This is a genomic window from Pseudomonas sp. 2822-15 (assembly GCF_002742515.1).
Classification (GTDB): Bacteria; Pseudomonadota; Gammaproteobacteria; order Pseudomonadales; family Pseudomonadaceae; genus Aquipseudomonas; species Aquipseudomonas salomonii.
Window position 1 is genome coordinate 1 of record NZ_LJRY01000174.1, and the last position, 23,923, is coordinate 23,923.

The 23,923-nt window shown below is 62.4% G+C and carries 22 protein-coding genes; 8 read left to right on the plus strand and 14 right to left on the minus strand.

The annotated features are described in order from the left end of the window. Nucleotides 1-575: 575 nt before the first annotated feature. Nucleotides 576-776, minus strand: a complete 201-nt coding sequence (locus tag AOA59_RS08890; protein WP_099486911.1) for a DUF6021 family protein — start codon at nucleotides 774-776, stop codon at nucleotides 576-578. Nucleotides 777-791: 15 nt separating this feature from the next. After that, a complete protein-coding gene (locus tag AOA59_RS32650) occupies nucleotides 792-968 on the minus strand; it encodes a hypothetical protein (protein WP_163005435.1) in 177 nt (58 codons plus the stop codon). A 117-nt stretch (nucleotides 969-1,085) separates the two neighbouring features. Here AOA59_RS32650 and AOA59_RS08895 point away from each other — a divergent pair, with 117 nt between their 5' ends. Next, complete coding sequence (locus AOA59_RS08895; protein ID WP_099486912.1) at nucleotides 1,086-1,607, plus strand: DUF3087 domain-containing protein; 522 nt, start codon at nucleotides 1,086-1,088, stop codon at nucleotides 1,605-1,607. Here AOA59_RS08895 and AOA59_RS08900 read toward each other — a convergent pair whose 3' ends face one another. From AOA59_RS08900 to AOA59_RS08920, 4 genes are all read right to left on the minus strand, one after another. Continuing rightward, nucleotides 1,608-2,735 (minus strand): MFS transporter, encoded by a 1,128-nt coding sequence (locus AOA59_RS08900; protein WP_056858533.1) that lies wholly within the window; start codon nucleotides 2,733-2,735, stop codon nucleotides 1,608-1,610. A gap of 66 nt (nucleotides 2,736-2,801) precedes the next feature. After that, nucleotides 2,802-4,166 carry an MFS transporter gene (locus tag AOA59_RS08905; protein WP_065931027.1) on the minus strand — a complete coding sequence of 455 codons (1,365 nt, stop codon included), beginning with the start codon at nucleotides 4,164-4,166 and terminating at the stop codon, nucleotides 2,802-2,804. 402 nt (nucleotides 4,167-4,568) lie between these two features. Next, on the minus strand, nucleotides 4,569-5,444 hold the full coding sequence (locus AOA59_RS08915) for a Dyp-type peroxidase (protein ID WP_065931028.1): 876 nt from the start codon (nucleotides 5,442-5,444) through the stop codon (nucleotides 4,569-4,571). Between the two features lie 28 nt (nucleotides 5,445-5,472). After that, a complete protein-coding gene (locus AOA59_RS08920; protein ID WP_099486914.1) occupies nucleotides 5,473-6,198 on the minus strand; it encodes a helix-turn-helix transcriptional regulator in 726 nt (241 codons plus the stop codon). A gap of 128 nt (nucleotides 6,199-6,326) precedes the next feature. Here AOA59_RS08920 and AOA59_RS08925 point away from each other — a divergent pair, with 128 nt between their 5' ends. The 3 genes from AOA59_RS08925 (at nucleotide 6,327) to AOA59_RS08935 (ending at nucleotide 10,299) form a co-directional block, all read left to right on the plus strand. After that, a complete protein-coding gene (locus tag AOA59_RS08925) occupies nucleotides 6,327-7,397 on the plus strand; it encodes an MFS transporter (protein ID WP_099486917.1) in 1,071 nt (356 codons plus the stop codon). A 78-nt stretch (nucleotides 7,398-7,475) separates the two neighbouring features. Beyond that, nucleotides 7,476-9,092 (plus strand): NADP-dependent glyceraldehyde-3-phosphate dehydrogenase, encoded by a 1,617-nt coding sequence (locus AOA59_RS08930; protein ID WP_056858524.1) that lies wholly within the window; start codon nucleotides 7,476-7,478, stop codon nucleotides 9,090-9,092. Nucleotides 9,093-9,240: 148 nt separating this feature from the next. Then, a complete protein-coding gene (locus AOA59_RS08935; RefSeq protein WP_069788250.1) occupies nucleotides 9,241-10,299 on the plus strand; it encodes an FUSC family protein in 1,059 nt (352 codons plus the stop codon). 259 nt (nucleotides 10,300-10,558) lie between these two features. Here AOA59_RS08935 and AOA59_RS08940 read toward each other — a convergent pair whose 3' ends face one another. After that, nucleotides 10,559-11,311, minus strand: coding sequence for a TetR/AcrR family transcriptional regulator (locus AOA59_RS08940; protein ID WP_065931032.1), 753 nt, complete (start codon nucleotides 11,309-11,311; stop codon nucleotides 10,559-10,561). Between the two features lie 359 nt (nucleotides 11,312-11,670). Here AOA59_RS08940 and AOA59_RS08945 point away from each other — a divergent pair, with 359 nt between their 5' ends. Genes AOA59_RS08945 through AOA59_RS08960 form a run of 4 tightly spaced genes read left to right on the plus strand, consistent with a single transcriptional unit; the run spans nucleotide 11,671 to nucleotide 16,285 of the window. Then, nucleotides 11,671-12,378 carry an ABC transporter ATP-binding protein gene (locus AOA59_RS08945; protein WP_065931033.1) on the plus strand — a complete coding sequence of 236 codons (708 nt, stop codon included), beginning with the start codon at nucleotides 11,671-11,673 and terminating at the stop codon, nucleotides 12,376-12,378. Next, nucleotides 12,375-13,574 (plus strand): ABC transporter permease, encoded by a 1,200-nt coding sequence (locus AOA59_RS08950; RefSeq protein ID WP_099486919.1) that lies wholly within the window; start codon nucleotides 12,375-12,377, stop codon nucleotides 13,572-13,574. The genes AOA59_RS08945 and AOA59_RS08950 overlap by 4 nt, the downstream gene beginning before the upstream one ends. Continuing rightward, entirely contained in the window at nucleotides 13,567-15,048 is a 1,482-nt protein-coding gene (locus AOA59_RS08955; protein ID WP_065931035.1) for a TolC family protein, read from the plus strand. Before AOA59_RS08950 ends, AOA59_RS08955 begins: the two co-directional genes overlap by 8 nt. Further along, nucleotides 15,038-16,285 carry an efflux RND transporter periplasmic adaptor subunit gene (locus AOA59_RS08960; RefSeq protein WP_099486920.1) on the plus strand — a complete coding sequence of 416 codons (1,248 nt, stop codon included), beginning with the start codon at nucleotides 15,038-15,040 and terminating at the stop codon, nucleotides 16,283-16,285. Before AOA59_RS08955 ends, AOA59_RS08960 begins: the two co-directional genes overlap by 11 nt. A 103-nt stretch (nucleotides 16,286-16,388) precedes the next feature. On the opposite strand, the gene AOA59_RS08965 is transcribed toward AOA59_RS08960, so the two are convergent. Genes AOA59_RS08965 through AOA59_RS08995 form a run of 7 tightly spaced genes read right to left on the minus strand, consistent with a single transcriptional unit; the run spans nucleotide 16,389 to nucleotide 23,537 of the window. Next, the gene (locus AOA59_RS08965; protein WP_099486922.1) at nucleotides 16,389-17,783 is read right to left on the minus strand and encodes an FAD/NAD(P)-binding protein; all 1,395 of its coding nucleotides are present in this window, start codon (nucleotides 17,781-17,783) and stop codon (nucleotides 16,389-16,391) included. A gap of 11 nt (nucleotides 17,784-17,794) precedes the next feature. Continuing rightward, nucleotides 17,795-18,562, minus strand: coding sequence for an ABC transporter ATP-binding protein (locus AOA59_RS08970; RefSeq protein ID WP_065931038.1), 768 nt, complete (start codon nucleotides 18,560-18,562; stop codon nucleotides 17,795-17,797). Nucleotides 18,563-18,565: 3 nt separating this feature from the next. Then, on the minus strand, nucleotides 18,566-19,906 hold the full coding sequence (locus tag AOA59_RS08975; protein WP_099486923.1) for an ABC transporter substrate-binding protein: 1,341 nt from the start codon (nucleotides 19,904-19,906) through the stop codon (nucleotides 18,566-18,568). A gap of 17 nt (nucleotides 19,907-19,923) precedes the next feature. After that, a complete protein-coding gene (locus tag AOA59_RS08980) occupies nucleotides 19,924-20,973 on the minus strand; it encodes a branched-chain amino acid ABC transporter permease (protein WP_065931040.1) in 1,050 nt (349 codons plus the stop codon). 4 nt (nucleotides 20,974-20,977) lie between these two features. Then, nucleotides 20,978-21,859 carry a branched-chain amino acid ABC transporter permease gene (locus AOA59_RS08985; RefSeq protein ID WP_099486925.1) on the minus strand — a complete coding sequence of 294 codons (882 nt, stop codon included), beginning with the start codon at nucleotides 21,857-21,859 and terminating at the stop codon, nucleotides 20,978-20,980. Beyond that, the gene (locus AOA59_RS08990) at nucleotides 21,859-22,629 is read right to left on the minus strand and encodes an ABC transporter ATP-binding protein (protein WP_099486927.1); all 771 of its coding nucleotides are present in this window, start codon (nucleotides 22,627-22,629) and stop codon (nucleotides 21,859-21,861) included. Before AOA59_RS08990 ends, AOA59_RS08985 begins: the two co-directional genes overlap by 1 nt. Further along, nucleotides 22,626-23,537 carry an AMP-binding protein gene (locus AOA59_RS08995; RefSeq protein WP_099486929.1) on the minus strand — a complete coding sequence of 304 codons (912 nt, stop codon included), beginning with the start codon at nucleotides 23,535-23,537 and terminating at the stop codon, nucleotides 22,626-22,628. The genes AOA59_RS08990 and AOA59_RS08995 overlap by 4 nt, the downstream gene beginning before the upstream one ends. Nucleotides 23,538-23,923 lie beyond the last annotated feature (386 nt).

Here is a 23,923-nt window from a genome sequence, read left to right on the forward strand (position 1 = left end):
CAGCAACAGCAACAGCAACAGCAACAGCAACAGCAACAGCAACAGCAACAGCAACAGCAACAGCAACAGCAACAGCAACAGCACAGCCATACTCGGTCAAAAGGTGGGAGCTGGCTTGCCTGCGATGGCATCAACTCGGTGTACCTGATATACCGAGGTGTCTGCATCGCAGGCAAGCCAGCTCCCACAGAAAAGCAGACCTTCGGTGTTTCCAAATCTGCTTTTACCTTTTGCTTTAACCACTCAGGTCGGCTTTCAGGCCGCCGTGCTCTGCTTTTGATCTTGATCTGCTTTTGATCTGAGGCGCCCCGTCAACCACGATGGCCGAACGCAGGCTTGAATCCGTGGGTAACCCGGCAGGACGCCGGGTTAGCCGCGCTGGGCCAAGGATGGCCCATCGCGGCGGCCCACGGATTCAAGCCTTCGTTCTGGCATGCCGAGCCTAGGCGAGGCACCGAGTGGTGGGGCACAGACCTTTTGGTTACTTTTGGGGCGTTTGCCAAAAGTGACCCGCCGTCAGGGCGGAACCCTAAGTAGCCGTTACCGCAGCAACGGATATGTACACCAAACCAAAATCACCCAGGCTTCTTAAGATCCCCCAACGGATCATAATCCACCTTTTTGCGCTGCGCCTTGTCCTTATCCAACGGCGCAATCGCCGGCCCAACAGGATCAACCTGCGGGTCCGACACATCAGGCGAATCCGGATCAAACCCCAATTCATCCTCGCCGCTGGCATGCTCGCCCGAACCCGGGCCTTTTGGATGATTACTCACAGTCACCTCCTGAACCTATAGCGGACGCGCTCTGTCATGCAGGTTTTCAAGGTCTTCCTCAACCCGCTCAACATCATCGTCCTGACGCTCGGCCGGGTCATTGGGGCGCAACGCATCGTTGTCGCGCTCCTCCTCTCCCGGCGTACGGTCAGGGTTGGGTGTACCCGGCGGCGGTTGCTTGTACTCAGACATGATGGCTTACCTCAAAAGGGCTACACAGATTTAGAGAAACCACCCCAAGCCATGGTTCAACTTGTTTGCCCAAAGCATGCGAAGATGCCACCCCGCCTTTCTTGAGACCTGACCCGGATGTTCGAGCTCAACCCCTGCGACCCCGCCACCTTCCGCCAACAAACCCGCCGCAGCACGCTGATCATCGCCGTGCTGTTCATGGCCCTGGCCATGCTGCTGTCGACCCTCGCGGTGATGCTGTTCGGCGAACCCGGCGGCGACAATTTTCGTTTCAACGTCGGCGGCGTATTCGCCGGGGTATTGATCACCGTCGCCCTGGTGCGCGGCCCATTCTGGACCCAGCCATGGCTGGCGCCTGCCGTGTACGGCTGGCGGCTCAAGCGCACTCTGATGCGCGTGACCAATGTGATGCATACGGTAAAGGAACGCGTGCAAGCCAACGATCCCACCGCCCTCAAGGTCCTGCGTTTTTATCACCTGGGGCTGACGCAGATGCATGAGCTGGACGCCAACTCCAGCGCCCAGGCGCAACTGGTCGGCGAGATGCAAGCCCATCGAGCGAAAATGCAGGCACTGGGGATCGACACCGACCAAACCCGCTTCGACGCCAGCTGGCTGGAAGGCTTTAAAAAACCATAATCAGCTGGAAACCTTCGCGCGCCAGCAGAACACGGCGCTGACGGCAATCGCCGCGCCCGCCAGGCCAAACACCCACGGCGCCGACGCCACCGGCAGCAGCAACCCCGCCATCAGCGGCCCAAGGCCGGCGCCGACGTCACGCCATACCGCGTTGGAGGCCAACGCCGAAACGCGCATTGAGCCAGGGTTGCGCTCGGCCACCAAGGTGGTCACCAGTGGCAGTTGCAAGGCGCGCAGCACCAGCACAGCGGCCGCGCCGACGATCACCCAGTAACTGCCAAATGCCGTGAGCGCCAAGGCACTCAAGAACGAAAACAACAGCAGCATCGAGGTGGCGCCAAAACGCTGCGCCGCACGCCCGCCCAGCGGGCTCAGAAGCATCTCCGAGGCATAGCGCAGGGCCATCAGGCCGCCGGCGATCAGAACCGCATCGCCGCCAAGAATCTTCTGCGCCTGGATCGACAAGCCGAAGATAAACAGCCCGTCCAACGCCACACCTTCGATAAACGACCACACCGCCACGCTGTCCGGCCACTTGAAGCGCCGCCCGGTGCTGTGCAAATCATGCCCGGCGGTGGGCAAACCACGCGCCACCCACAGGCCCGCCAGGCAGCAGCCGGCCAGAATCAGGAAGATAGGTCGCGGCCCGGCCCACAGGGTCAGCCAGCCACCCAGCGGCAGTGCCAGCATCGGCCCCAGGGCGATCACCGCCCTGGAGCGCCCTGCCCTGCGCGCCGCGCCAGCAGGCTCAGAAGTGGCAAGCACTTGGGTCGACAGGTTCAGCGCGGCAAAACACAGGCCCCAGATCAGCCGCAGCCCCAACAAAGCGGCAAAACCTGACAGCATCGAGTTACCCAAGGCGCACACCGTGGCGGCACCGGCGGCAATCATGCAGGTCAGCCGGTCGCCATTACGGGCGTAGAAATTCAATACATGGCGGTAGCCGAAAATCCGCACCAGGCGGTTGGCTGCCAGCAACACCCCGGCCTGGGCCAGGGTGATGCCGAAGGCCTGGGATTCCATGGGCAGCAGCAAATACAGCAACACATCGCTGGGCAGGCATAACGCGAGGGTCAGTGCGGCACGTCGGGAGGTGGTATCAGCAGTGCGTAGGGCCAGGCTGGACATAAATCTGAAACATCCCGAAATATTCAGGCCGCCACGTTAGCGTTGCCGCCGCGTGTTTTACAAGGGCTAAACCTTGTGTTTATACGGCAACAGGCGCAGCCCACTGGCCACACTGCCCACCAGCGCAAACCCACAGCCCAGCCACAGCGCGTACTGCGGGCCGCTGCCCAGAGAGAGGTGGAAACAGAACGCCACCAACGACGCCCCCAGCGTTTGCCCCAGCAAGCGTGAAATCGCGACAATGCCACTGGCCCCACCGCTGCGGGCCAACGGCGCGCTGGTCATGATCGCCTTGAGGTTGGGTGACTGGAAAAAACCGAAACCGGCGCCGCACAAGGCCATGCGCCAGCCGATATCAAAGGCGCCGGCACCGCTGCCCAAGGTCGCCAACGCTGCCATGCCCGCGCTGAGCATCAGCAAACCAATGCCGCACAACAGCCCCAGCGACACACGATCCGCCAGACGCCCCGCCACCAAAGCCATCACCGCCACCACCGCAGGCCATGGTGTCATCAGAAAACCGGTTGCCACCTGGCTGTGACCGAGCACCGCCTGCAACAGAAACGGCAGTGATACAAAGGCCAGGCCCTGAGCACTGAACGCACAGATGGCCGTGAGGGAAGACAGCGCAAACACCGGGCGCTTGAACAAGTCCACAGCCAGCATCGGCGCCGGGTGACCGACCTCACGGCGCAACAGCCATGCACCGCACACCATCGCCAGCGCAATCAAACCGAGGGTCAGTGTGCCTTGGGCGCCATGCACCGCCGTGCCCAGGCCCAGTACCAACAGCGCGAACAGGCCGGCACACAACAGCGCCGACCACCGATCGAACGCGTGGCCGGTCAACGGCAGTGTCGGCAATGAACGCAGGCCCAACCCCAGGGCAAGCAGCCCCAGCGGCACGTTGATCAGGTACAGCCAATGCCAGCTCGCCACCGACAGAATCGCCGACGCGGCGGTCGGCCCCAGCGTGAAGGCCAGCCCCACCACCAGCGAGTTATAGCCCAGGCCGCGACCAAGCATTTTTGACGGATAGATATGCCGCAACAACGCCGTGTTGACACTCATCACCGCCGCCGCCCCCAGCCCTTGGGCCACCCGCGCGGCGGTGAGAGTCAGCAAAGAACCGGCCAACCCGCAAAACAGCGACGAGACAATAAACAGCAGTAAACCGCCGAGGTACACGCGCCGGTGGCCGAGCACATCACTGAGCGACGCGAACGGCAGCACCGTGGCGATAATCGCCAGCTGGTAGGCGTTCACCACCCAGATCACCGAGGCCGAATCAGTGCCGATACCCTGTGCCAGCGTCGGCAGCGCCGTATTGACGATGGCGGTGTCCAGGGTTGCCATGCCAATGCCCAAAGACAAGGCGATCACCGCCGGCAAGCGTTTATTGGAAGGCAGCCCATCGGCAACAGAAGACATGAACAATCCGCACAGGTGACAAAAGCCATTAGATTACGGGCTGGGCGGTTTTTTTTCAGTGGCCAATTGCCTGGCTGTCCGAATTTTCATGTTTGCCGGCGTCATTCAACGATCAACTTACTGCCCAACCACCCGGCCAGGTACTCACCGGCCTGGGCCACGCCCGCCTCTTCACCCAGGCGCGCCACCAGAAACTCGCACACCGCCAAATCCCCAGCGTTTTATTCGGCACCTCGAACGGCACCATTAGAACTATTCGTGTTTGCGAACGCGCAGTGCGGGGCGTGATCCAGGCACTCGCACAAATCAAACGGTGGGCGCTGGCTTGCCTGCGATGCAGGCACCTCGGTGTTTCATGCAGGCCGAGTTGATGCTATCGCAGGCAAGCCGGCTCCCACCGTTTTAGAGAGTGGCGGCCTGGGAGAGTGCGCTCAAGTCCAAATGCCCATCCTTGACCGGCGGGCACCAGTAATACCCACCGGTCAACGGCGTACTGATCCGATACAACCCATCCACAATCCCGTCTTCCAACCCGCTCATGCGCCGCAGTTGCGCTTCAAACGCATCGAAGGAATGCCCAAACGCCAGGAACATCAACCCTGCCTGGCCGTTCTCGGCCCACGGCATCGAGCGGCGCACTACAAAGGCTTGCGGGGTAAAACTTTCCTGGGCGGTACGCTTGGTGTGAGCGGATTCGGGGGCGTCGTCCAGCTCTTCGTTATCGCCATGGCGGCGGCCGATGATGTGGTCACGCGCCTGGGCGGGCAACGCGGCAAAACCGTCGAGGTCGTGTTGCCATTGCTGGATCGCGGCAAAGCTGGCGCCGCTGTCGGTCAGGGCGGCTTCGACGGCGGCGTCGTCGTGGGGGTTTTCGGTGCCGTCTTCGTAATCGGTCAGATCGAAGCCGGTTTTGTAGCGAAAGCCTTCGGTCATCTGCACCAGCCGGAATGCCGGGGCCAGGGCTTTTTCAAATGCGCGGCTGCGCAGCAGCAGTTCACCGCGATCCACACCGTGCAGCCACACCCACAACGCCTGCTGAGTAGACGGGTTATGTGCGCCGGGGCCCGTGACCGTGGGGAATGCGCGCAGCCCTTCAATGTGCGCGCCGAGCGAAGTCACCAGCGGCTCGCCAAAACCGACCACTGCGCCCGCATCCGTCAACTGCACCAACGCGTCCAACGCGGCGGGTACGGCTGCCGATACGTCAACGGCAAAAAACAGATGGCGTGCCTGCAACGGCACCGGTGCGGCAAGAATGCCCGGCTGGTAGTGACTCATGTGAACTCCTTCTGAAAAGCCGCGCAGTCTACCCCAACAAGCCTTGCACACGCGGGCTTGTGCTCAAGTTTTCCAGATCACGCGGTTCCAGGCCCAATTGCGCCTTGAACTGCGCCCAGCCTTTGGGCGTGACCCGCACCGCACGCGAATCCTTGGCGCGGCGCAACCAACCGGCATCGCACCAGGCACTGAGCAATTGCACGCCGAGCGGGCCGGCCACGTGATGGGTGCGCTCGGTCCAGTCCAGGCATTGGCGCGCAGGCTTCAAGGCGCTTGATTCGATGCCCAGGGTCTGCAACCAGGCTGCGCCTGCGGGCAGCACTTCATAGTGTTTATCGCCGACGGCGCGCAGGTAATGGCGCTTTTCCAGTGCCTGGGTCACCGCGACGCCCAACTGCCCGGCCAGGTGGTTGTAGCAGCAGCGCGCAAACCGTAGCCCCTGGGCCTCGCGGCTTTGGGGTTTGAGCACGATCGCCGACAACGGCGCAATCGCACTGAGAAACTCGATCGCCTGGGCCACGTGCTCCCCGGCCAGGCGGTAATAGCGATGCCGGCCCTGGGTTTGGCAGGCGAGCAAACCACCGGCGACCAATTTGGCCAGGTGGGTGCTGGCGGTCTGCGCGGTGATGCCGGCGGCAAAGGCCAGTTCACCCGCAGGTAACGCGCGCCCGTCGAACAATGCCAACAGCATCGCGGCGCGGGCGGGCTCGGCGAGCAGTGCGGCAACCTCGGTAAAGGTGGATGGGTTCGACATGGCGGCTCTCCAACGGGACCTGCGCAGTATAAGCGTGACGCAGGCGAGCATGCTTCGATCAACGTCGAAGCATCTGCCCCGTGCCGCGCGCTAGATTCGCCGCCTGTGTCTTTTCAAGGAAGGTGTGCATGCCACAACGAAAGGTGCTGGCCGCGACCAGCCTCAGCTATGTACTGGTGATCCTCGATACGTCCATCGTCAATGTGGCGCTGGACCCCATCGCGATGGCTCTGCACAGCAACACCGGCGCACTGCAATGGGTGGTCGGCGCCTACACTTTGACCTTTGGTTGCCTGCTGCTGGCCGGCGGTGCGATGGCGGATCGCTTTGGGGCGCGCAGGCTGTATATGACCGGCTTGCTGGTGTTTACCCTGGCCTCGCTGCTGTGTGGCGTGGCCGGCGACATCAACCTGCTGGTGGCCGCGCGGGGGCTGCAAGGTGTCGGCGCAGCGTTGCTGGTGCCGGCGTCCCTGGCGCTGATCAATCAGGCGTATGCAGGCAACCCCGCAGGCCGCGCGACGGCCATCAGCCTGTGGGCCGGCTGCGGCGGCATTGCCATGGCGGCTGGGCCGTTGGTGGGCGGCGTGCTGATCCAGACGCTGGGCTGGCGCAGTATCTTCCTGGTCAACCTGCCATTGGGGTTGATCGCTGTCGGCCTCAGCGCGCGCCTTGCCGCCAGTGCCAGACAGCCCCGCGCCGCAGGCTGGCTGCGCCTCAGCGTGCAGCTGTTTGGCAGCCGCGTGTTCAGCCTGTGTGTGGCCGTGTCACTGCTGTCGGCGCTGCTGCTGTATGGGCTGATGTTTGTACTCAGCCTGTATTTCCAGCGGACCCTGGGCCTCTCACCGCTGCGCACCGGCGTGGCGTTCCTGCCGTTGACGGTGCTGGTGAGCATCGGCAGCCTGATGGCCGGCGAGTGCGTGCGCGCCTTTGGCAGCCGCAGGCTGATCGGTGGCGCCCTGATGCTCTACGTGACCGGTTTTGGCCTGTTGTTGATGGGCGGCACAACGCCCGACTACGCCTTGATGGTGGTGCCCCTACCGCTGATTGGCCTTGCCGCCGGGCTGATCACCCCTGCCGCCACGGCCGCGTTGATGAATGCGGTGCCGCCGGGACAGGCCGCAATTGCCGCCGGCATCCTCAATACGGCGCGACAGATCGGCGCAGCATTGGGCGTGGCACTGGCCGGTGCGCTGCTGTAACGCGTCTGGCGCTTGCCACACAGCCCTTGGATGGGTGACTCTCTAGTCATGTTTTGCAACTATTCCAGGGGTAGCGACATGACCACCAGTAACCTGCTCGCCCAGCTGTTTCCCACCGCCGCCAGCGACATTCCCGAGCAATTCCGCCTGGCAGCGCCCATCGAACAGCGTGATTACCTGGTCGACGGCCAGTTGCAGGTGTGGAACGGCCCGCTCGCCAAAGTGCAGAGCCCGGTGCAACTGGGCGATGAGCGCGTGCACATCGGCAGCACGCCGCTGCTGGACGCCGACACCGCCCTCACCGCCCTGGACGCCGCGGTGCGCGCCTACGACCGCGGCCAGGGTGAATGGCCGACGATGCGCGTGGCCGAACGTATCCAGCATGTCGAAGCTTTTTTGCGGCGCATGCGCGAACAACGGGACGCGGTGGTCAAGCTGCTGATGTGGGAAATCGGCAAGAACCTCAAGGATTCGCAGAAGGAATTCGACCGCACCTGCGACTACATCACCGACACCATCAACGCCCTCAAGGAACTCGACCGCCGCTCCAGCCGCTTCGAGCTGGAACAGGACACCCTCGGCCAGATCCGCCGCGTGCCACTGGGCGTGGCGCTGTGCATGGGGCCTTACAACTACCCGCTCAACGAGACCTTCACCACGCTGATCCCGGCACTGATCATGGGCAACACCGTGGTGTTCAAGCCGGCCAAGCTCGGCGTGCTGCTGATTCGCCCGTTGCTGGAAGCGTTCCGTGACAGCTTCCCGGCCGGCGTGATCAACGTGATCTACGGCAGCGGCCGCGAAACCGTCAGCGCGCTGATGGCCAGCGGCAAAATCGATATCTTTGCGTTTATCGGCACCAACAAGGCCGCCAGCGACCTGAAAAAACTGCATCCAAAGCCGCACCGCTTGCGCGCAGCCCTGGGCCTGGACGCAAAAAACCCCGGTATCGTGCTGCCCGAGGTCGACCTGGACAATGCCGTGAGCGAAGCGGTCACAGGCTCCTTGTCGTTCAACGGCCAACGCTGCACCGCGCTGAAAATCCTGTTTGTGCACGAAGATGTGGTCGACAGCTTCATTCAGAAATTCAACAGCAAACTGGCCACGCTCAAACCCGGCATGCCGTGGGAAGACGGTGTATCGCTGACGCCACTGCCGGAAGTCGGCAAGGTCGATTACCTCAATACACTGGTGGCCGATGCCGAGCAGCACGGCGCCAACGTGGTGAACCCCAATGGCGGCGAAAGTCGCGGTTCGTTCTTCTACCCCGCGGTTTTGTACCCGGTGAACCCGCAGATGCGCGTTTACAACGAGGAACAGTTCGGCCCCGTTGTGCCGATCGTGCCGTACCGTGACCTGGAAACCGTGATCGAGTACGTGCTGGACTCGGACTTCGGCCAGCAGCTAAGCATTTTCGGCACCAATGCGGTGGAAGTCGGTCGGCTGGTGGATACGTTTGCCAACCAGGTCGGGCGTATCAACATCAACGCCCAGTGCCAACGCGGGCCGGACACCTTCCCGTTCAACGGGCGCAAGAACTCGGCCGAGGGCACGCTGTCGGTGCATGACGCCCTGCGCGTGTTCTCGATCCGCACCTTGGTGGCGACCAAGTTCCAGGAGAGCAACAAGGCGTTGGTCAGCGATATCTTGCGCAACCGTGATTCGAGTTTCCTGACCACGGATTACATTTTCTGAAGACATAAACAGCGCTATGTGGGAGCTGGCTTGCCTGCGATAGCATCACTGCGGTCTGACTGAAAGACCGAGGTGCCTGCATCGCGGGCAAGCCCGGCTCCCGCATTCGATCTGGTCCACCCCGACTACCGAGGCCACTTTAATACCGATGAACCTGCCCTTCTTCGCCCGGCGCCTGTTGCGCCCGTTGCTCGACCCGTACCGCCGTTACCGCCATGCCAAGCTGATCCACGCCGTGCGCGTGTCCATCGGTTTGCTGGCGACCATCCTGCTCACCACCGGCATCAACCTGCCCCACGGCGAGTGGGCGTCGGTGACCATGCTGATCGTGATCGGTGGCCTGCAGCACCACGGCAATATCGGCAAAAAAGCCGTGGAGCGTGCCTACGGCACCCTGATCGGTGCCAGTGTAGGCCTGCTGCTGGTGGTGCAACAGGCCTATTTCGGCATACCGCTGCTGACCTACTTGCTGATGTCCGTGGTGTGCGGGTTCTTTTCCTATCACGCCATCGGCAAGGGCGGTTACATCGCGCTGCTGTCGGCGATCACGGTGTTTATTGTTGCCGGCCACGGCGACAACCCGATCTCCGATGGCTTGTGGCGCACCGTCGATATCCTTATCGGCATTGTGCTGGCGCTGGCGTTTTCCTTCGCCCTGCCGCTGTACGCGGTGTATTCCTGGCGCTACAACCTGGCCAGCGCGTTGCGCGATTGTGCGGCGATTTACAGCCGCATCATCAGCGGCCAGTCGGTCACGGACGATGAACACCTCAAGCTGCTCAACCGCCTGAACGCGGCGATGCTGCAACTGCGCTCGCTGATGCCGTCGGTGTCCAAGGAAGTGCGCATTTCCATGACCGAACTGGACGCGATCCAACGGCATTTGCGCATGTGCATCAGCACCCTGGAGATTCTCGGCAATACCCGGCCGGATCCGCGTGATGAACAGGCGATGGCGCGGATGCAAGTGATGCTTAAGGCCGAGCATCGGCAGATTCGGGTGCAGCTGGTGGGGATGGCGCGGGCGTTGAAGTCCGGGTTTACCGAGCGGCTGGAGCGGCCTGCCCAGGTGGCGGATGACGCTGCGCTTGAAGCGCCGGTGCAAAGTGCGTTGGATGGGTATCGGTTGTTGACGTTGCAGTTGGCGGGGAATGTGGAGGCGATGCGGGGGCGGTTAGCGAAGACGGCGAGTCATTGGAAGATTTGAACTGGGTCAGAGCCGCGCAGGAACAGCGCGACGGATAAGGTAAACAAGGCGCTTGAGACGGTGGCGACAAACGGCAGGCATGCAGGGAAAATCCGACAAATACCGAAGTTTTGGTAAATCTGCGGCCATCCGCCTTTTTCTCACATTTTTTTCACGATTTATTCACATCCGCAGACGTAGGGTGAAGCCTCATCCGTTACAAACGTTGCACATCAAAACCCGCCGCCCCAGCGGGTTTTTTTTGTCTTGGATTTGGGGTTTAACGCGCGGCTTTGCTGGATGGCGTTGCGGCTTGTTCGCGAATGGCGCGCTGGGTGTCGAGCACCTTGGCCAACGCGGTTTCGGCTTCGGGACTTTGTTGCGGTACACGAATCGCCGCTGAGACCAGGGTGATCAGCTTGGCCATCACCTCGGCATCGGTGGCCGGGCGGCCCAGGCTCATGGAGTTCATCAGCAGGCGCAGCTCGGTGCCGGCCATCACCCCGGAAATCGCCTTGAGGGCGAATTGCAGGCGCACCCCCAGTTCATTGCGCGGTAGATCCGGCAAGGCCAGGGCGAAGGCTTCGAAGAAGCGCTGGAACACGGGCTGGTAATGCACCTTGAGGTATTCCTGGATAAACGGCGAGGTGTCGCTGTACACCCGGCCCAGGAAGCGAATAAATGAACGCCCTTCCCCGCTGGCCGGGTCACTGCGCTCCAGGCCCATAGCCGGGGCGAACAGCACGCCGAGCAAGGTATCGCAATCGAGCGGGCCGTCGGATTCGGCTTCACAGCGCGCGAGCAGCTCAAGGCGCTGCTCATTGAGCGGCTCCAGACGTTGCATCAGCAGGGTTTTCATCAGGGAGTCCTTGTCCCCGAAGTGATAGTTCACAGCGGCCAGGTTCACCTGGGCGCGCTCGGTAATCTGCCGGAGCAGCACGGCGTCATAGCCGTATTTGATGAAGAGAGCCTCTGTCGCATCCAGCAGTCGAGTCTTGGTAACGTTTGGAGCGCTGAGTTTCTTCGCGACCATGAAAGGTTCCACGTGGGAAATATTGTTTTAAAAAATAATTTGATTTTTTATACCGGGGCGGCCCGTCGAAAGCAAGTACTGACAGTGCGCCATACTACTAAAAGCCCGTGTAACCGGGCCTGTAGACGCTAGCCGAACACATTTTTGCATAGCGTAACCGCGCAACTGCAAAATCGTTGCAAAGGGTAAAACCGCTCTACATCCATGGCTGGCGAAGCGCGCTGAACGCGGTTACTATTCAAACAATATTTTAAAAACAAGAAATAAAACCAGTCCGTGGCGCGTATCAGGCAGTTCCCGAACTTGTTACAAGGCTTTGCCGGGGGCGTGGCGATAGCGTCGAGACTGCAGGCGTAGTCATGATGACAGAGACCCCCGCGCACCCAGGCTTGATCTCCCTGCAAGGCATCGGCAAAAGCTATCAGCTTGCCGGGCAACACCTGTCGATTCTCAATGACGTGTGCCTGTCCATTGCCCGCGGCGACAGCTGCGGCATTCTCGGCGCCTCCGGCTCCGGCAAAAGTACCCTGCTCAATATCCTTGGCTTGCTGGACTTGCCCGACGGCGGCCAGTACCACTTTGCCGGCCACGATATCTTCAGCGCCACGCCGGATGAGCTGGCGGCGATCCGCAACCAGCAGATCGGCTTTGTGTTCCAGAGTTTCAACCTGCTGCCACGCCTCAGTGCCCTGGACAACGTCGCCCTGCCCCTCAGTTACCGTGGCGTGTCGCGCCATGAGTCGGTGGAACAGGCGCTGCGCATGCTTGAGCAAGTCGGCCTGGCCGAGCGCGCCCACCACCGCCCCGCCGACCTGTCCGGTGGCCAGCGCCAACGTGTGGCGATTGCCCGTGCGCTGGTCGGCAAGCCGTCGGTGATCCTCGCCGACGAACCCACCGGCAACCTCGACAGCACCACCGCCCAGGAGATCATGGACCTGCTGCTGGCCCTGAACCGCGAGCAGCAGGTGACGCTGATTATCGTCACCCACGATGCACACATCGCCGAGCGCCTGGAGCGCAAGATCCTGGTGCGCAATGGCGTGGTGCATGAGGCTGGGCGCCTATGAGCCAGCGGGTCGAACAGAGCCTGAGCCAACTGCTGCATGAAGCCTTTGTGAGCCTGCGCACGCTGGGCAAACGTTCGATCCTGGCGTTGCTGGGCATCGTGATCGGCAGCTCGTCGGTGGTGGCCCTGATCAATATCGGCCATAACGCGGCAGTGGACGCGGCGATGATTTTCAAGGACATGGGCACCGACACCCTGATCGCCCAGTTCCCGCCCAAAGGCAACAGCAATACGCCGATGCGCGCCAGCCTCGACCTGGACGCGGTGCGCCAGGCGGTGCCGGGCATTGCCCATATCGGTGCGCTCAGCCTGTTCAGCGGGCCGCTGGTGTTCCACGGTCGCACGGCCAACGCCAACTTTGTCGGCAGCACCGCGGATATCAGGGACGCCATGCGCCTGGTCCTGCGGGAGGGGCGTTTTCTATCCGCCTTCGACGCCAACGAAACCTACGGCGTGATCGGCGATCAGGTCGCCCAGGCCTTGGGCACGCCAGGCGACCCGCTGAAACTGGGCGACCGCGTGCGTATCAACGATTACCTGTTTCTGGTGGTGGGCATATTGCACAACCAACCCCGGGCGATGCTGATGCCGGTGCAGGCCAACGAATCGCTATTTATCCCCGCCGAAGGCATGCGGCGCATCTACCCGACGCCGCAGATCGGCAATGTGATCATCCGCGCCGCGCCCGGCCAGGACATGGAGCGCATCGCCGGTGAAGCCGCGATTGCCTTGAAACGCCAGCTCACCGACCACGATGTCGACATTCAGGTGCCCCAGCAAATGATCGATGGCATGACCCGGCAAAGCCGCACGTTCGCCTACTTGCTGCTGGCGCTGGGCGCGATTTCCCTGGTCGGCGGCGGTGTCGGCGTGATGAACGTGATGCTGATGAATGTCTCGGAGCGCCGCCGCGAAATCGGCATCCGCATGGCCCTGGGCGCGCGCCAGCGTGACATCCGCAATCTGTTTTTGCTCGAAGCGGTCACGCTGACGGCAGTGGGTGCGCTGTGCGGTGCGGTGCTGGGCATGACCGCCGCGTGGCTCTACGCCTGGCTGTCGGGCTGGGAATTTGCCCTGGCCGCCGCCGCCCTGCCACTGGGGGTGGGCAGCACCCTGCTGGTAGGCTTGTTCTTTGGCATCTACCCGGCGATCTCGGCCTCGCGGCTGCAGCCGGTGGAGGCCCTGCGCGATGAATAAATGGCTGTGGTTACTCACCCTGGCAAGCCTGCCGGCCATGGCCACCGACGTGGTGATCAACCCGTCGGCGCCGAGCACCACCCGCAGTGGGTATGACCGCAGTGTGTCGCTCAATAACCAGGTCACTACCATGACCCTGGGGGATGCGGTGTACCTGGGCCTGCGCAAAAACCCGGCGATCCGCAGCGCGTACCTGCAACGCGTGGCGCAAAAGTTCGACCTGCGGGTGGCCGAAGACACCTTCAACCCCAAGCTCTCCCTCAACAGTTATTACCGTCAAAGTCGCGGCTCGGCCGACAACGCGCGCAATGCCAACCTGGCGCCGCGAGCGACCTTGCTCAGTGAATACGGCACCCAGTTGAGCATGGCCTGGACCCAGCAGTTGAACAACGCCGACCGCGCCGGCCGCTACCGCAGCGACGGCCTCGACCTGGCGCTGATCCAACCGCTGATGCGTGGCGGCGGCTGGGACGCCACCACCGCGCCGCTGCGTCTGTCGCGCCTGTCGGAGCAGGCCAACCGCCTGAACCTCAAAGCCACCGTGGCGCAGACCATCAGCCAGATTATCGCCACCTACCGTGAGCTGCTGCGCGCCCAGGAGCAGTTGAGCATTGTCCAGGACGCGCTCAAGCGCTCCAACACCTTGCTGGACGTGAACAAGGCGCTGATCAGTGCCGGGCGCATGGCCGAGTTCGAAATTGTGCAGACTGAAGCCGATATCGCCACCCAGCAACTGGGCGTGGAAGAGGCCCAGAACCAACTCGACACCAGCCGCCTGGCCCTGCTGCGCCTGCTGGCGCTGGACCTGTCGACGCCGATCCGCGCCAGCGAAGCCCTGGACGCCAAACCGATGAACATCGACAAACGCCAGGCCTTCAACCTGGCGCAGACCCAGCAGCCGGAGTACCTCGCGGCCCTGCTCGGCAGCCAACAGGCCGACCTCAACCTGGTGATCGCCAAAGACTCCGGGCGCTGGCAGGTGGACCTGGTGGCGGGCGCCAACCAGCTGCGCGATGCCTACAGCAATAATGACAGCGGCAACAACAATAACCGCACGTGGAACAGCTACGCCGGGGTGCAGGTGCAGATTCCCATCGGCGACATCAGCACCCGCCAGGCCGAGGTGCGTGCGCGGGTGAATGTCGAAGATCAGGAGATCCGCATCACCGACGCGCGCCAGGAACTGGAACGCAGCGTCAACGACGTGGTGCGCGACCTGGGCACGCGTTGGCGTCAATATGAAATCTCTCAGCGTGCCGTCGAGCTGTCGCGGCGCAAGATCGAAATCGAGCGGGAAAAACTCAGCGCCGGGCGCTCCACCAACTTCCAGGTGCTGAGTTACGAAACCGACCTGCGCAATGCCGAAAACGCACGGCTCAATGCACTGATCGCTTATCTGAACGCCCAGACCCAGCTCGATTTGACCCTGGGCATGACGCTGGAAAGTTGGGAAATTGCCCTCAATGACTACTAATAAAAACTACCTGCTGGGTGCCCTGATCATCGTGCTGTTGGCGGGCGCAGGCATTGCCCTGCGCAGCCCGGCCACCCGCCAGCCCGCCGCGACCGAGCAATGGCTGGCGGTCAAGCCCGACCCGTTGGTGCACCAGATCGGCCTGGTGGGCAAGATCGAACCCGACACCACCATCACCCTCACCGCGCCGTTCGACGGCAATGTGCTCGCCAACCTGGTCGAGCAAGGCCAACGCGTCGAAGCCGGCCAGGTGCTGTTGCGCATGGATCCGGCGACTCTCGAAGTGCAACTGCGCGATGCGCTCTCCGCGCAACTCAAGGCGCGGCGCACCGTGCAAGAGATGCAAGACTGGGACAGCAGCCCCGCCGTCAGCCGTGCACGCCGCAGCCTGCGCACCGCAGAAATGACCGCCGGCAACACCCAGCGCAAACTCACCGAGAGTGAAAACCTGTTCAAGCGCGGCATCATCCCGCGCAACGAGCTGGACGATCTCAAGCAGCAGACCCAGCAGCAGCAACTGGACCTCGCCGCGGCCCGCAGCGAATTGCAACAGGCGCAGGATCAGGGCAAAGGCGAATACCGCCAGATCGCCGAGATGGAGTTGACCAACGCCACGGTGAAATACGACGCCTTGCATAAGCTGCTGGAAGGCAAGGAGGTCAAGGCGCCCTTCTCCGGCATCGTCGTACCGGCGCCGGGCAGCAATAATTCCTCGCCTGGCGGGGCCAATAACAACGTACCGGTGCAGGCCGGCAGCAAGGTCAGCCAGGGGCAGGTGCTGTTCGGGCTGGCCAATATCGAACGGCTGAAAATTGTCGCGAAGGTGTCGGAGCTGGACATCAACCAGTTGCATCAGGGCCAGGCCGTGGAAGTGATGGGGGATGGCTTTGACGGCGAGCGCCTGACCGGCTCCGTCAGCGTGGTCAGCGGCCTGGCGATTGCCAGCGACAGCCAGGGCAGCGCGCAGTTTCCGGTCACCTTGTCGATCCCCAAACTGACCGCACAGCAATTGCAGCGGGTGCGGCTGGGGATGAGTGCGCGGTTGACGATTGTGACCTACAACAATGCGCAGGCGATTGTGGTACCAAGCCAGGCGATCCAGACGGACATGACCGTGGAATATCGAGCCGCGATGGATAAGCCGGTGGAGCGGGTTAACGTCACCACAGGACAGTCAACCGCCGAAGGTGTTGAGGTATTCGGCCTCAAGCCAGGCTTTGTAAAAACCTCAAAATAGAGGGAGATCCAACGGTGGGAGCTGGCTTGCCTGCGATAGCGGACTGTCAGTTAAAACAGTTGTGCCTGCCCCACCGCCATCGCAGGCAAGCCAGCTCCCACATTCAGAGTGAGGTGAGTTTGGCGGCCAGGGCTTTGGCCTGGAGCGCCACATCGGTGACGGCCGTGCTCTCCCACCACATCCCGCGCAACGGCGGGCCCATGGCAAACAGTCGCTGGCTGACCTGCCCCTGAGCATCCAACACAGCCCCCGACACATCCGCCGCAATCCCCAACGCCAGCGGCCCAGGCTTGATCAACCCACGCGTGAGCAATTGCTGCGGCAACGGCTTGGCCACTCGCCGCCAGTCGTACTCAATACCGCTGGAGTTGATCAGCGCCGCACCGGACACCTGAGTGACGGCTTGTTCGCCACGCCGCCGCAGCTTGATCGTCACGCCGCTGTCCGACGCCACCAGCCCCTTGAACGACGCCGCCTGAATCCTCAGCCGTCCCTCTTCATGCAGCCGCGCCACCAACTGCGCACTCAACGGCGGCGAACGGTGGTGATGGCTCTCCCACCACGGCCTTACATGGCGCACGAACTGGCGTTTCTCGCGCTCACTGGCCTGGCTCCACAAGCGGCCGATATGCGCGCGCACCGTGTCCAGCGGCGCCTGCCAATCAATGCCCTGCTCGATCGCGCTGCGGCATTGACGACGCACCTCACGCAGCAATTGCCGAGGGCTGCGCAGGCGGTGATCATCGGCCAGGAAATCCACCCACACCGGCGGTTGCCGCCGCACATGGGGCAACAGGCCGTGACGTGAAAAAATCTCGATTGGGCCGCGATGGCCGGCCTGTTCCAGAGACACCACGGCGTCCACCATGGTCAGCCCGGAACCGATGATCAGCACCGTCGACTGCGGCTCGATCTGGCGCATGGCCTTGACGTCCCACGGGTCCACTGCTGCTGCATTCAAACCGCTGGACTCGGTCTGCGGCGTGCGCGCCGCCGGGAACATGCCGGTGGCCAATACCGCGTAAGCACCGCGCACTTGTTGACCGTTATCCAGCGTCAACAACGTTGCGGCGGCATCCACTTGCAGGTCGACCACCTCGGCACAAATATGCTCGACCGTCGAAGCCGACAGCGCCTTGGCCTCTGCCAACCGCTGCTGCGCATACACACCAAAAATTCCGCGTGGCGGGAACAATTCGCTGATGGGTACAGGCTGCTGATCCGATTCCGGCCATCCCCCGGCGCCGATGTAGTCGGTGAGCCATTGGGTCAAGTCATCGGGGTTGTCCGGGTCGACACTCATGCGCGCCGCATTGCCGTTCAGGGTGTGCCCCAGTTCGACGGCACTGTAGGCCTCGCCACGGCCAAGCTCCTTGCGTGGTTCAATCACCAGGATCTGCCGCTTGCCAGGCCGGCGCAGCAGTTGCACCGCCAGCATCGTGCCGCTCAAGCCGCCGCCGATGATCAGCACATCAGCGTTGCGGATGGATTCAGTCATGCACATTGCCCTTACTGTTTACCCAGATAAATATCATGCAAATCGCCGCGCGCCAGCAGTTCAGCCGCACTGCCGCTCAAGACCACGCGCCCAGTATCCAGCACATAACCATGGGAGGCATAGGTGAGCGCGACATTGATGTTCTGCTCGGCGATCAGGAAGCTCACCTGCTGCTCGCGGTTAAGCTGGGCGATGATCGCGAAAATCTCTTGCACGATCATTGGTGCCAGGCCCATGGAGGGCTCGTCGAGCAACACCAATGTGGGCCGGGTCATCAAGGCGCGGCCAATGGCAACCATTTGCTGCTCGCCGCCCGAGGTCAGCCCGGCGCGAGTGTGGCGCTTGGTCTTGAGGCGTGGGAACCAGGCGTAGATACGCTCCAGGTCGTGCTCCATGTCTTTGCGGCTCAGGCGCCGCACAAAGCCGCCGCTGCGCAGGTTGTCTTCCACGCTCAGTTGGCCGAACACATGGCGGCCTTCCAGCACATGGACCATGCCCTGGCGCACCCGTTGGCTGGGATCGATACCGGCCAGGTCGCGGCCGGCATACTCGATCACGCCGCGGCTGACCTCGGCGCGTTCGGCGCGTACCAGCCCCGAAATGGCCTTGAGCGTGGTGCTTTTGCCGGCACCGTTGGCACCCAGCAACGCCACGATCGCGCCCTTGGGCACGTGGAGCGAGACGCCGGCCACCGCCAGTATGGCGCCGTCGTAGATCACTTCGATGTCATTGACGTTTAACAGTGACAAGCTGGCAGGTTCAGCGGCGGGCTGGCTCATGGCTTATTCATCCCCGGTGCAGGTACGCGGCGTGAGGCCTTTTTCCTTGGCGAACGCGGCGGACTTTTCATCGATCAGCGGGCGCAGCAGCGCATGGTCGGCGGCGATCCAGTCGCTGATCAGCGTCCAGCTGGCGCCGTCCCACTGCTGCACACGCGCCGAGCCGCCGCCTTCATGGTCGCGGCACGACAGCTTGAGGTTCTGCATCAGGCCCAGATAACCCATGTCTTTAAGACGCGCATCATCGATATTCAAGTGCTCCAGGCCCCAACGGCCTTCCTCGCCATTGAGCGGGCGCTTGCCGAACTTGGCCTGGGCAGTGCGAATCGCTTCCACCGCCACGGCAGCGTTTACCAGGCCCGAGTTGTAGTAGACGCTGCCAAAGTTTTTCAGGTCCTTGAGGTCGCTGTGGCCTTTGTCGAGGATGTACTGTTTAAGGCGTTTGTGGATTTCGAAATCGGCGCCTGCCGGGTAAGGCGTGAGCGCCAGGTAACCTTTGGCGGCGGCGCCTGCGGGCAGTACGTCTTCGCTGGAACTGGCCCAGATATCGCCGATGATATGGTCAACCGGGAAGCCAAAGCGCGCAGCGGTCTTCACCGCCACCGGCGTGGACACACCCCAGGTACGCAAAAACACCCAGTCCGGGTTGGCCTGACGCACCTGGCGCCATTGCGCCGACTGCTCGTTGCCCGGGTCGGCCACCGGAATCTGGATATTTTCAAAGCCGTATTTCTCGGCCAATAATTTCAACGGGCCGAGGGTTTCGCGGCCGTAAGCCGAGTCGTGATAGACCGTGGCGATCTTCTTGCCCTTGAGCTTGTCGAAGCCGCCTTCACGCTGGGCAATGTAATTCACCAGCGTGGACGCTTCGCTGTAGAAGGTCAGCATCACCGGAAAGTTATAGGGGAACACCGTGCCGTCGGTGGCTTCGGTGCGGCCGTAACCGAGGGTGATCAACGGAATCTTGTCGACTTCCGCGCGCTCGCTCAACGCATAGGCCGCCGGTGCGCCGTTAGGCTGGTAGACCGCGACCGGCGCGCCATCCAGGCCATTCTTGAAGCGCTCGTAGCACTCGATGCCCTTCTCTGCCGTCCATTCGGTTTCGCATTCCTGCCACACCAGTTTGACGCCGTTGATGCCGCCTTCGACTTCGTTGATGTAACGCAGGTAGTCGATCATCCCGGCCCACACCTGCACGCCGCTGGAGGCATAGGCGCCGACGCGGTAGGTGGCCAGCGGTATAAATTGCTGGTCGGGCGCGGCGATCGCCTGGGGCATAGCGCCGGACAAAGCTGCCAACGCAAAAGCGGCGCCGACAAGGGAACGTTTCAAGGATGTACGCATGGGAGTTCTCATAAAGGTCAGAAACGCAGCGGCCATTGCCGCAGACGGTCACGCAGGTTGTGCAACAGGCGAATCAAGCCTTCGGGTTCCTTGATCAGGAACACGATGATCAACACGCCAAAAATGATTTTCTGCAGGTTCTGCAACTGCCCCGCATCCACCGAGCCACCGAACAGCGCCTGCCCGGCGTGGCTGAGAAAAATCGGCAGCAAACTGATAAATGCCGCACCGACAAAGTTGCCGGCAATGCTGCCCATGCCGCCGATAATGATGATGAACAGGATCTGGAACGAGCGGTTGATATCGAAGCTGCTGGCGCTGGCCGTGCCCAGGTAGGCAAAGGCCCACAACGCGCCGGCGATGCCTAAGTAGAACGAGCTGACCGCGAAGGCCAGGCGCTTGTAGCGCACCACCGGAATGCCGACCACGGCGGCGGCGGTGTCCATGTCGCGAATCGCCATCCAGTTACGGCCGACCTGGCTGCGCACCAGATTGATGGCGGTCCAGGTCAACAGCAGCACCGTGACCAACGTCAGCCAGTAACGGCCCAGCGGTGTATTGAGGTCATGGCCGAACAGCGCAAGCTTCGGCGCGGAAATGGTCCCGGAGGAGCCGTAGTTGTAGAACCAGGGGAATTTGACGAACAGCCACTCCAGAAAGAACTGCGCCGCCAGGGTGGTGACCATCAAGTAGAAGCCTTTGATCCGCGAGCTGGGCAAACCAAATAACAGCCCAACCAGCGCACTGATAACCCCACCGCCGAGCAGCGCCACCGGCAGGCCCAGCTCGGGCAGACGCAACAGAAAACCGTAGGTGGCAAACGCGCCAACGGCCATAAAACCCGCGGCGCCCACGGAGGTCTGGCCGGTATAGCCGGTGAGCAAATTCAGGCCCAGACCGGCCAGCGACAGCACCAGAAACGGGATCAGGATCGCGTTGAGCCAATAGTCATTGCCCCACAGCGGCACGCCGATAAAGGCCACTGCCAATAAGCCGATCAGGCCCCAGGGCAAGCGCCGCTGAGTCAGTAATAACGGCGCGGTTTCTTGAACAACGGGTATCGACATGGTTTCAGACTCGCTCGATGGCGCGCTCGCCGAACAGGCCGGCGGGACGGATATACAGGAAGGCCAGGGCCAATACATAAGCGAACCACGGCGTGATGCCGCCGCCGATCAGCGGGCCGATATACACCTCGGCGAGGTTCTCTGCCGCGCCGACAATCAGCCCGCCGACAATCGCTCCGCCAATCGAGGTAAAGCCGCCGATGATCAACACCGGCAAGGCCTTGAGCACCACCAGCGAAAGGGAAAACTGCACGCCCTGGCGCGCGCCCCACAGCAACCCGGCCACCAGCCCGACAATGCCGGCCACGGCCCAGACGATCTGCCAGATGCGGTTGAGGTTGATGCCGATGGACAGCGCCGCCGTGGTGTCATCCGCGACTGCACGCAACGACACGCCGATGCGAGTCTTGTTGAACAGCAGCGCCAGCACGGTTACCAGCACCACCGCAGCCGCCGCGGCGATCAGATCAAACTGGCTGAGCATCAGCGGGCCGACAAACAGCGGCACGTCGTCGATGCCCAGGTCCAGCGCACGCACTTGCGAGCCCATCAGCCCTTGGGCCAGGCCTTCGATGATGAACGACAGGCCCAAGGTGGCCATGAACAGGGTGATCTGCGAACGGTTCACCAGCGGGCGCAGTACCAGCCGTTCGATGAGCAAGGCGCCGATGATCATCACGATTACCGTCAGCAGCAACGCCAGGGCAAAGGGCACGCCCTGGTCATGCAGGCTGACGAAGGTCAGCGCGGCAAACAGCAGCATCGAGCCCTGGGCGAAATTGAACACGCCGCTGGCCTTGTAGATCAGCACGAAGCCGATGGCGACCAGCGAATACATGGTGCCGGCGAGCAGGCCGCCGATCAGGGTTTCAAAGAAGAACGTCATCAGTGTGCGACTCCCAGGTACGCCGCGATCACCTCGGGGTCGGCCTGCACCTGCGCAGGTGTGCCGTCGCCGACTTTGCGCCCGTAGTCGAGTACCACCACGTGGTGGGAGAGGCCCATCACCACGCCGATGTCGTGTTCGATCAACACCACGGTGGTGCCGAGGTCACGGTTGACGTCGGCGACGAAGCGCGCCATTTCCTGTTTTTCCTCGGCGTTCATGCCGGCCATGGGTTCGTCCAGCAGCAACAGGCTGGGCCCGGCGATCAGCGCGCGGCCCAACTCGACGCGCTTTTGCAAGCCGTAGGAGAGGTTGCCCACCAGCACATCGCGGTGCGCTTGCAGTTCGAGAAACTCGAGGATGCCTTGGCCGCGCAGGCGAAAGGCTTCGGCCTCCCGGCAGGCGCGCGGCAAGCCCAGGGCCTGCTCGATAAAGCTGGTGCGCGTATGCCGTGACAGGCCGGTGAGGATGTTGTCGAGCACGCTCATTTTCTTGAACAGTGCGTTGTTCTGAAAAGTCCGCCCGATACCTCGACGCGCCGCGCCCAAAGGGTCGATGCGGTGGAAGTGTTGTTGCTCAAACACAATCTCACCGGCATCGAAGCGGTACACACCATTGAGCACATTGAGCAGCGAACTTTTGCCGGCGCCGTTGGGGCCGATCAGCGCGCAGATTTCGCCGCGCTGTACCTCAAAGGACAAGGCATTGATGGCCTTGACGCCTTTGAATGACAGCGAGATATCGCGCACCTGAAGAATGGTCTGGCTCATGCGATGTCCCGTTTGAATTCAGCCAGCCACACGGGATCGCTGCTGTTTTTTGGCGTGCTGGCTGGCTGCCAGATATAGGTCAGCCGTTGAAAGCCCAGCAGCCTGCGTACACGATTTTTCAGCAGGCGCCGCAGGCCGCTTTGTGGGTGAGCGATGGCCCAGTCACACAAGCGTCGGCGCCAGGTGCCGTGGGGCGCCAGGCGGGTTTCGATATCGTCGGCCAGGTGCTGTAAACGCTCGGGCGAAAGCAACAGGCCGGTGGGCGCGACCTCATTGCGATCGCGACGGGCCGAGGCCAGGTTTTCCGGAAATGCCAGGCCGTGGCCGCTGTTCAACCATTGCTCCAGCACCACCGCCAGGCCGCCTCGCCAGTGGGTGCCCTCCTCGCTCCACAACACGGTTTCACCGCTCGGTTGCCACCAGCGCTGCAGGTGCTGCGCCGGGTCGACCGGGCCGAGCAACTGGGTGAAATCCAACGGGTTGGCGGACTGCCAATGCCGCACCTGCTGCCGCCCCTGGGCATACGAATGGCTGGGGTGAATGCGCCATAGCTGTTGGTGCAGGGCTTCTGGCTCCAGGTCATCGGCCAGGGTCAACACCTGCCCGCCGACAGACTGCGCGGCCAGCGCCAACAGCAGCAGGTCAGGCTCGAAGGTGCCGCTCAAGGCCAAGCGTGACCGCGCGCTGAAACCCTGCTGACGCAAACCGTCGGCCAGGCGCTCGACGTCGCGCAACACGTCGATCCAGCGCCAGGCATACCACTGCCCCTGGCGCTTGTGGCGCAGGGCAATGTGCAGTGGCGTGATCTGCGCCCAGTGCTGCAATTGTTCCTGGGCTTTGGGCAGGTTGCCGAGCAGTTCGGCGGGCCATTCCAGCGCCTGCGAACGCTTGATTTCGTGCACGCTCATAGGGGTAATGCTCCTATTCAAGTAGTGTGCGTGCGGTGGTCCGCTGGCCGGGTTATTGTGGATCAACACCGATCAACTGTGGGAGCTGGCTTGCCTGCGATGGCGGCGCGTCAGTTGACTCATTCCCAGCTGACCCACCGCTTTCGCAGGCAAGCCAGCTCCCACATTGACCGAGGTGTTTCAGTTAACGGTGCGGTGGTCCGCTGGCCAGGTTATGTGGATCAATACCAATCAACTGTGGGAACTGGCTTGCCTGCTATCGCGGCGCGTCAGTTGGCTCATTTCTGGCTGACCCACCACTTTCGCAGGCAAGCCAGCTCCCACAGTGACCGAGGTGTTTCAGTTAACGGTGCGGTGGTCCGCTGGCCGGGTTATGTGGATCAATA

Excerpts from the sequence above, each read along its gene's own strand:
- AOA59_RS32650 (WP_163005435.1), bottom strand. The coding sequence starts at position 968 with ATGTCTGAGTACAAGCAACCGCCGCCGGGTACACCCAACCCTGACCGT.
- AOA59_RS08920 (WP_099486914.1), bottom strand. The coding sequence starts at position 6,198 with ATGTCGAACCCATCCACCTTTACCGAGGTTGCCGCACTGCTCGCCGAG.
- AOA59_RS08955 (WP_065931035.1), top strand. The coding sequence starts at position 13,567 with ATGAATAAATGGCTGTGGTTACTCACCCTGGCAAGCCTGCCGGCCATG.
- AOA59_RS08905 (WP_065931027.1), bottom strand. The coding sequence starts at position 4,166 with ATGTCTTCTGTTGCCGATGGGCTGCCTTCCAATAAACGCTTGCCGGCG.
- AOA59_RS08935 (WP_069788250.1), top strand. The coding sequence starts at position 9,241 with ATGAACCTGCCCTTCTTCGCCCGGCGCCTGTTGCGCCCGTTGCTCGAC.
- AOA59_RS08995 (WP_099486929.1), bottom strand. The coding sequence starts at position 23,537 with ATGAGCGTGCACGAAATCAAGCGTTCGCAGGCGCTGGAATGGCCCGCC.
- AOA59_RS08980 (WP_065931040.1), bottom strand. The coding sequence starts at position 20,973 with ATGTCGATACCCGTTGTTCAAGAAACCGCGCCGTTATTACTGACTCAG.
- AOA59_RS08900 (WP_056858533.1), bottom strand. The coding sequence starts at position 2,735 with ATGTCCAGCCTGGCCCTACGCACTGCTGATACCACCTCCCGACGTGCC.
- AOA59_RS08985 (WP_099486925.1), bottom strand. The coding sequence starts at position 21,859 with ATGACGTTCTTCTTTGAAACCCTGATCGGCGGCCTGCTCGCCGGCACC.
- AOA59_RS08950 (WP_099486919.1), top strand. The coding sequence starts at position 12,375 with ATGAGCCAGCGGGTCGAACAGAGCCTGAGCCAACTGCTGCATGAAGCC.
- AOA59_RS08990 (WP_099486927.1), bottom strand. The coding sequence starts at position 22,629 with ATGAGCCAGACCATTCTTCAGGTGCGCGATATCTCGCTGTCATTCAAA.
- AOA59_RS08975 (WP_099486923.1), bottom strand. The coding sequence starts at position 19,906 with ATGCGTACATCCTTGAAACGTTCCCTTGTCGGCGCCGCTTTTGCGTTG.
- AOA59_RS08915 (WP_065931028.1), bottom strand. The coding sequence starts at position 5,444 with ATGAGTCACTACCAGCCGGGCATTCTTGCCGCACCGGTGCCGTTGCAG.
- AOA59_RS08970 (WP_065931038.1), bottom strand. The coding sequence starts at position 18,562 with ATGAGCCAGCCCGCCGCTGAACCTGCCAGCTTGTCACTGTTAAACGTC.
- AOA59_RS08895 (WP_099486912.1), top strand. The coding sequence starts at position 1,086 with ATGTTCGAGCTCAACCCCTGCGACCCCGCCACCTTCCGCCAACAAACC.
- AOA59_RS08965 (WP_099486922.1), bottom strand. The coding sequence starts at position 17,783 with ATGACTGAATCCATCCGCAACGCTGATGTGCTGATCATCGGCGGCGGC.
- AOA59_RS08930 (WP_056858524.1), top strand. The coding sequence starts at position 7,476 with ATGACCACCAGTAACCTGCTCGCCCAGCTGTTTCCCACCGCCGCCAGC.
- AOA59_RS08925 (WP_099486917.1), top strand. The coding sequence starts at position 6,327 with ATGCCACAACGAAAGGTGCTGGCCGCGACCAGCCTCAGCTATGTACTG.
- AOA59_RS08960 (WP_099486920.1), top strand. The coding sequence starts at position 15,038 with ATGACTACTAATAAAAACTACCTGCTGGGTGCCCTGATCATCGTGCTG.
- AOA59_RS08945 (WP_065931033.1), top strand. The coding sequence starts at position 11,671 with ATGATGACAGAGACCCCCGCGCACCCAGGCTTGATCTCCCTGCAAGGC.
- AOA59_RS08940 (WP_065931032.1), bottom strand. The coding sequence starts at position 11,311 with ATGGTCGCGAAGAAACTCAGCGCTCCAAACGTTACCAAGACTCGACTG.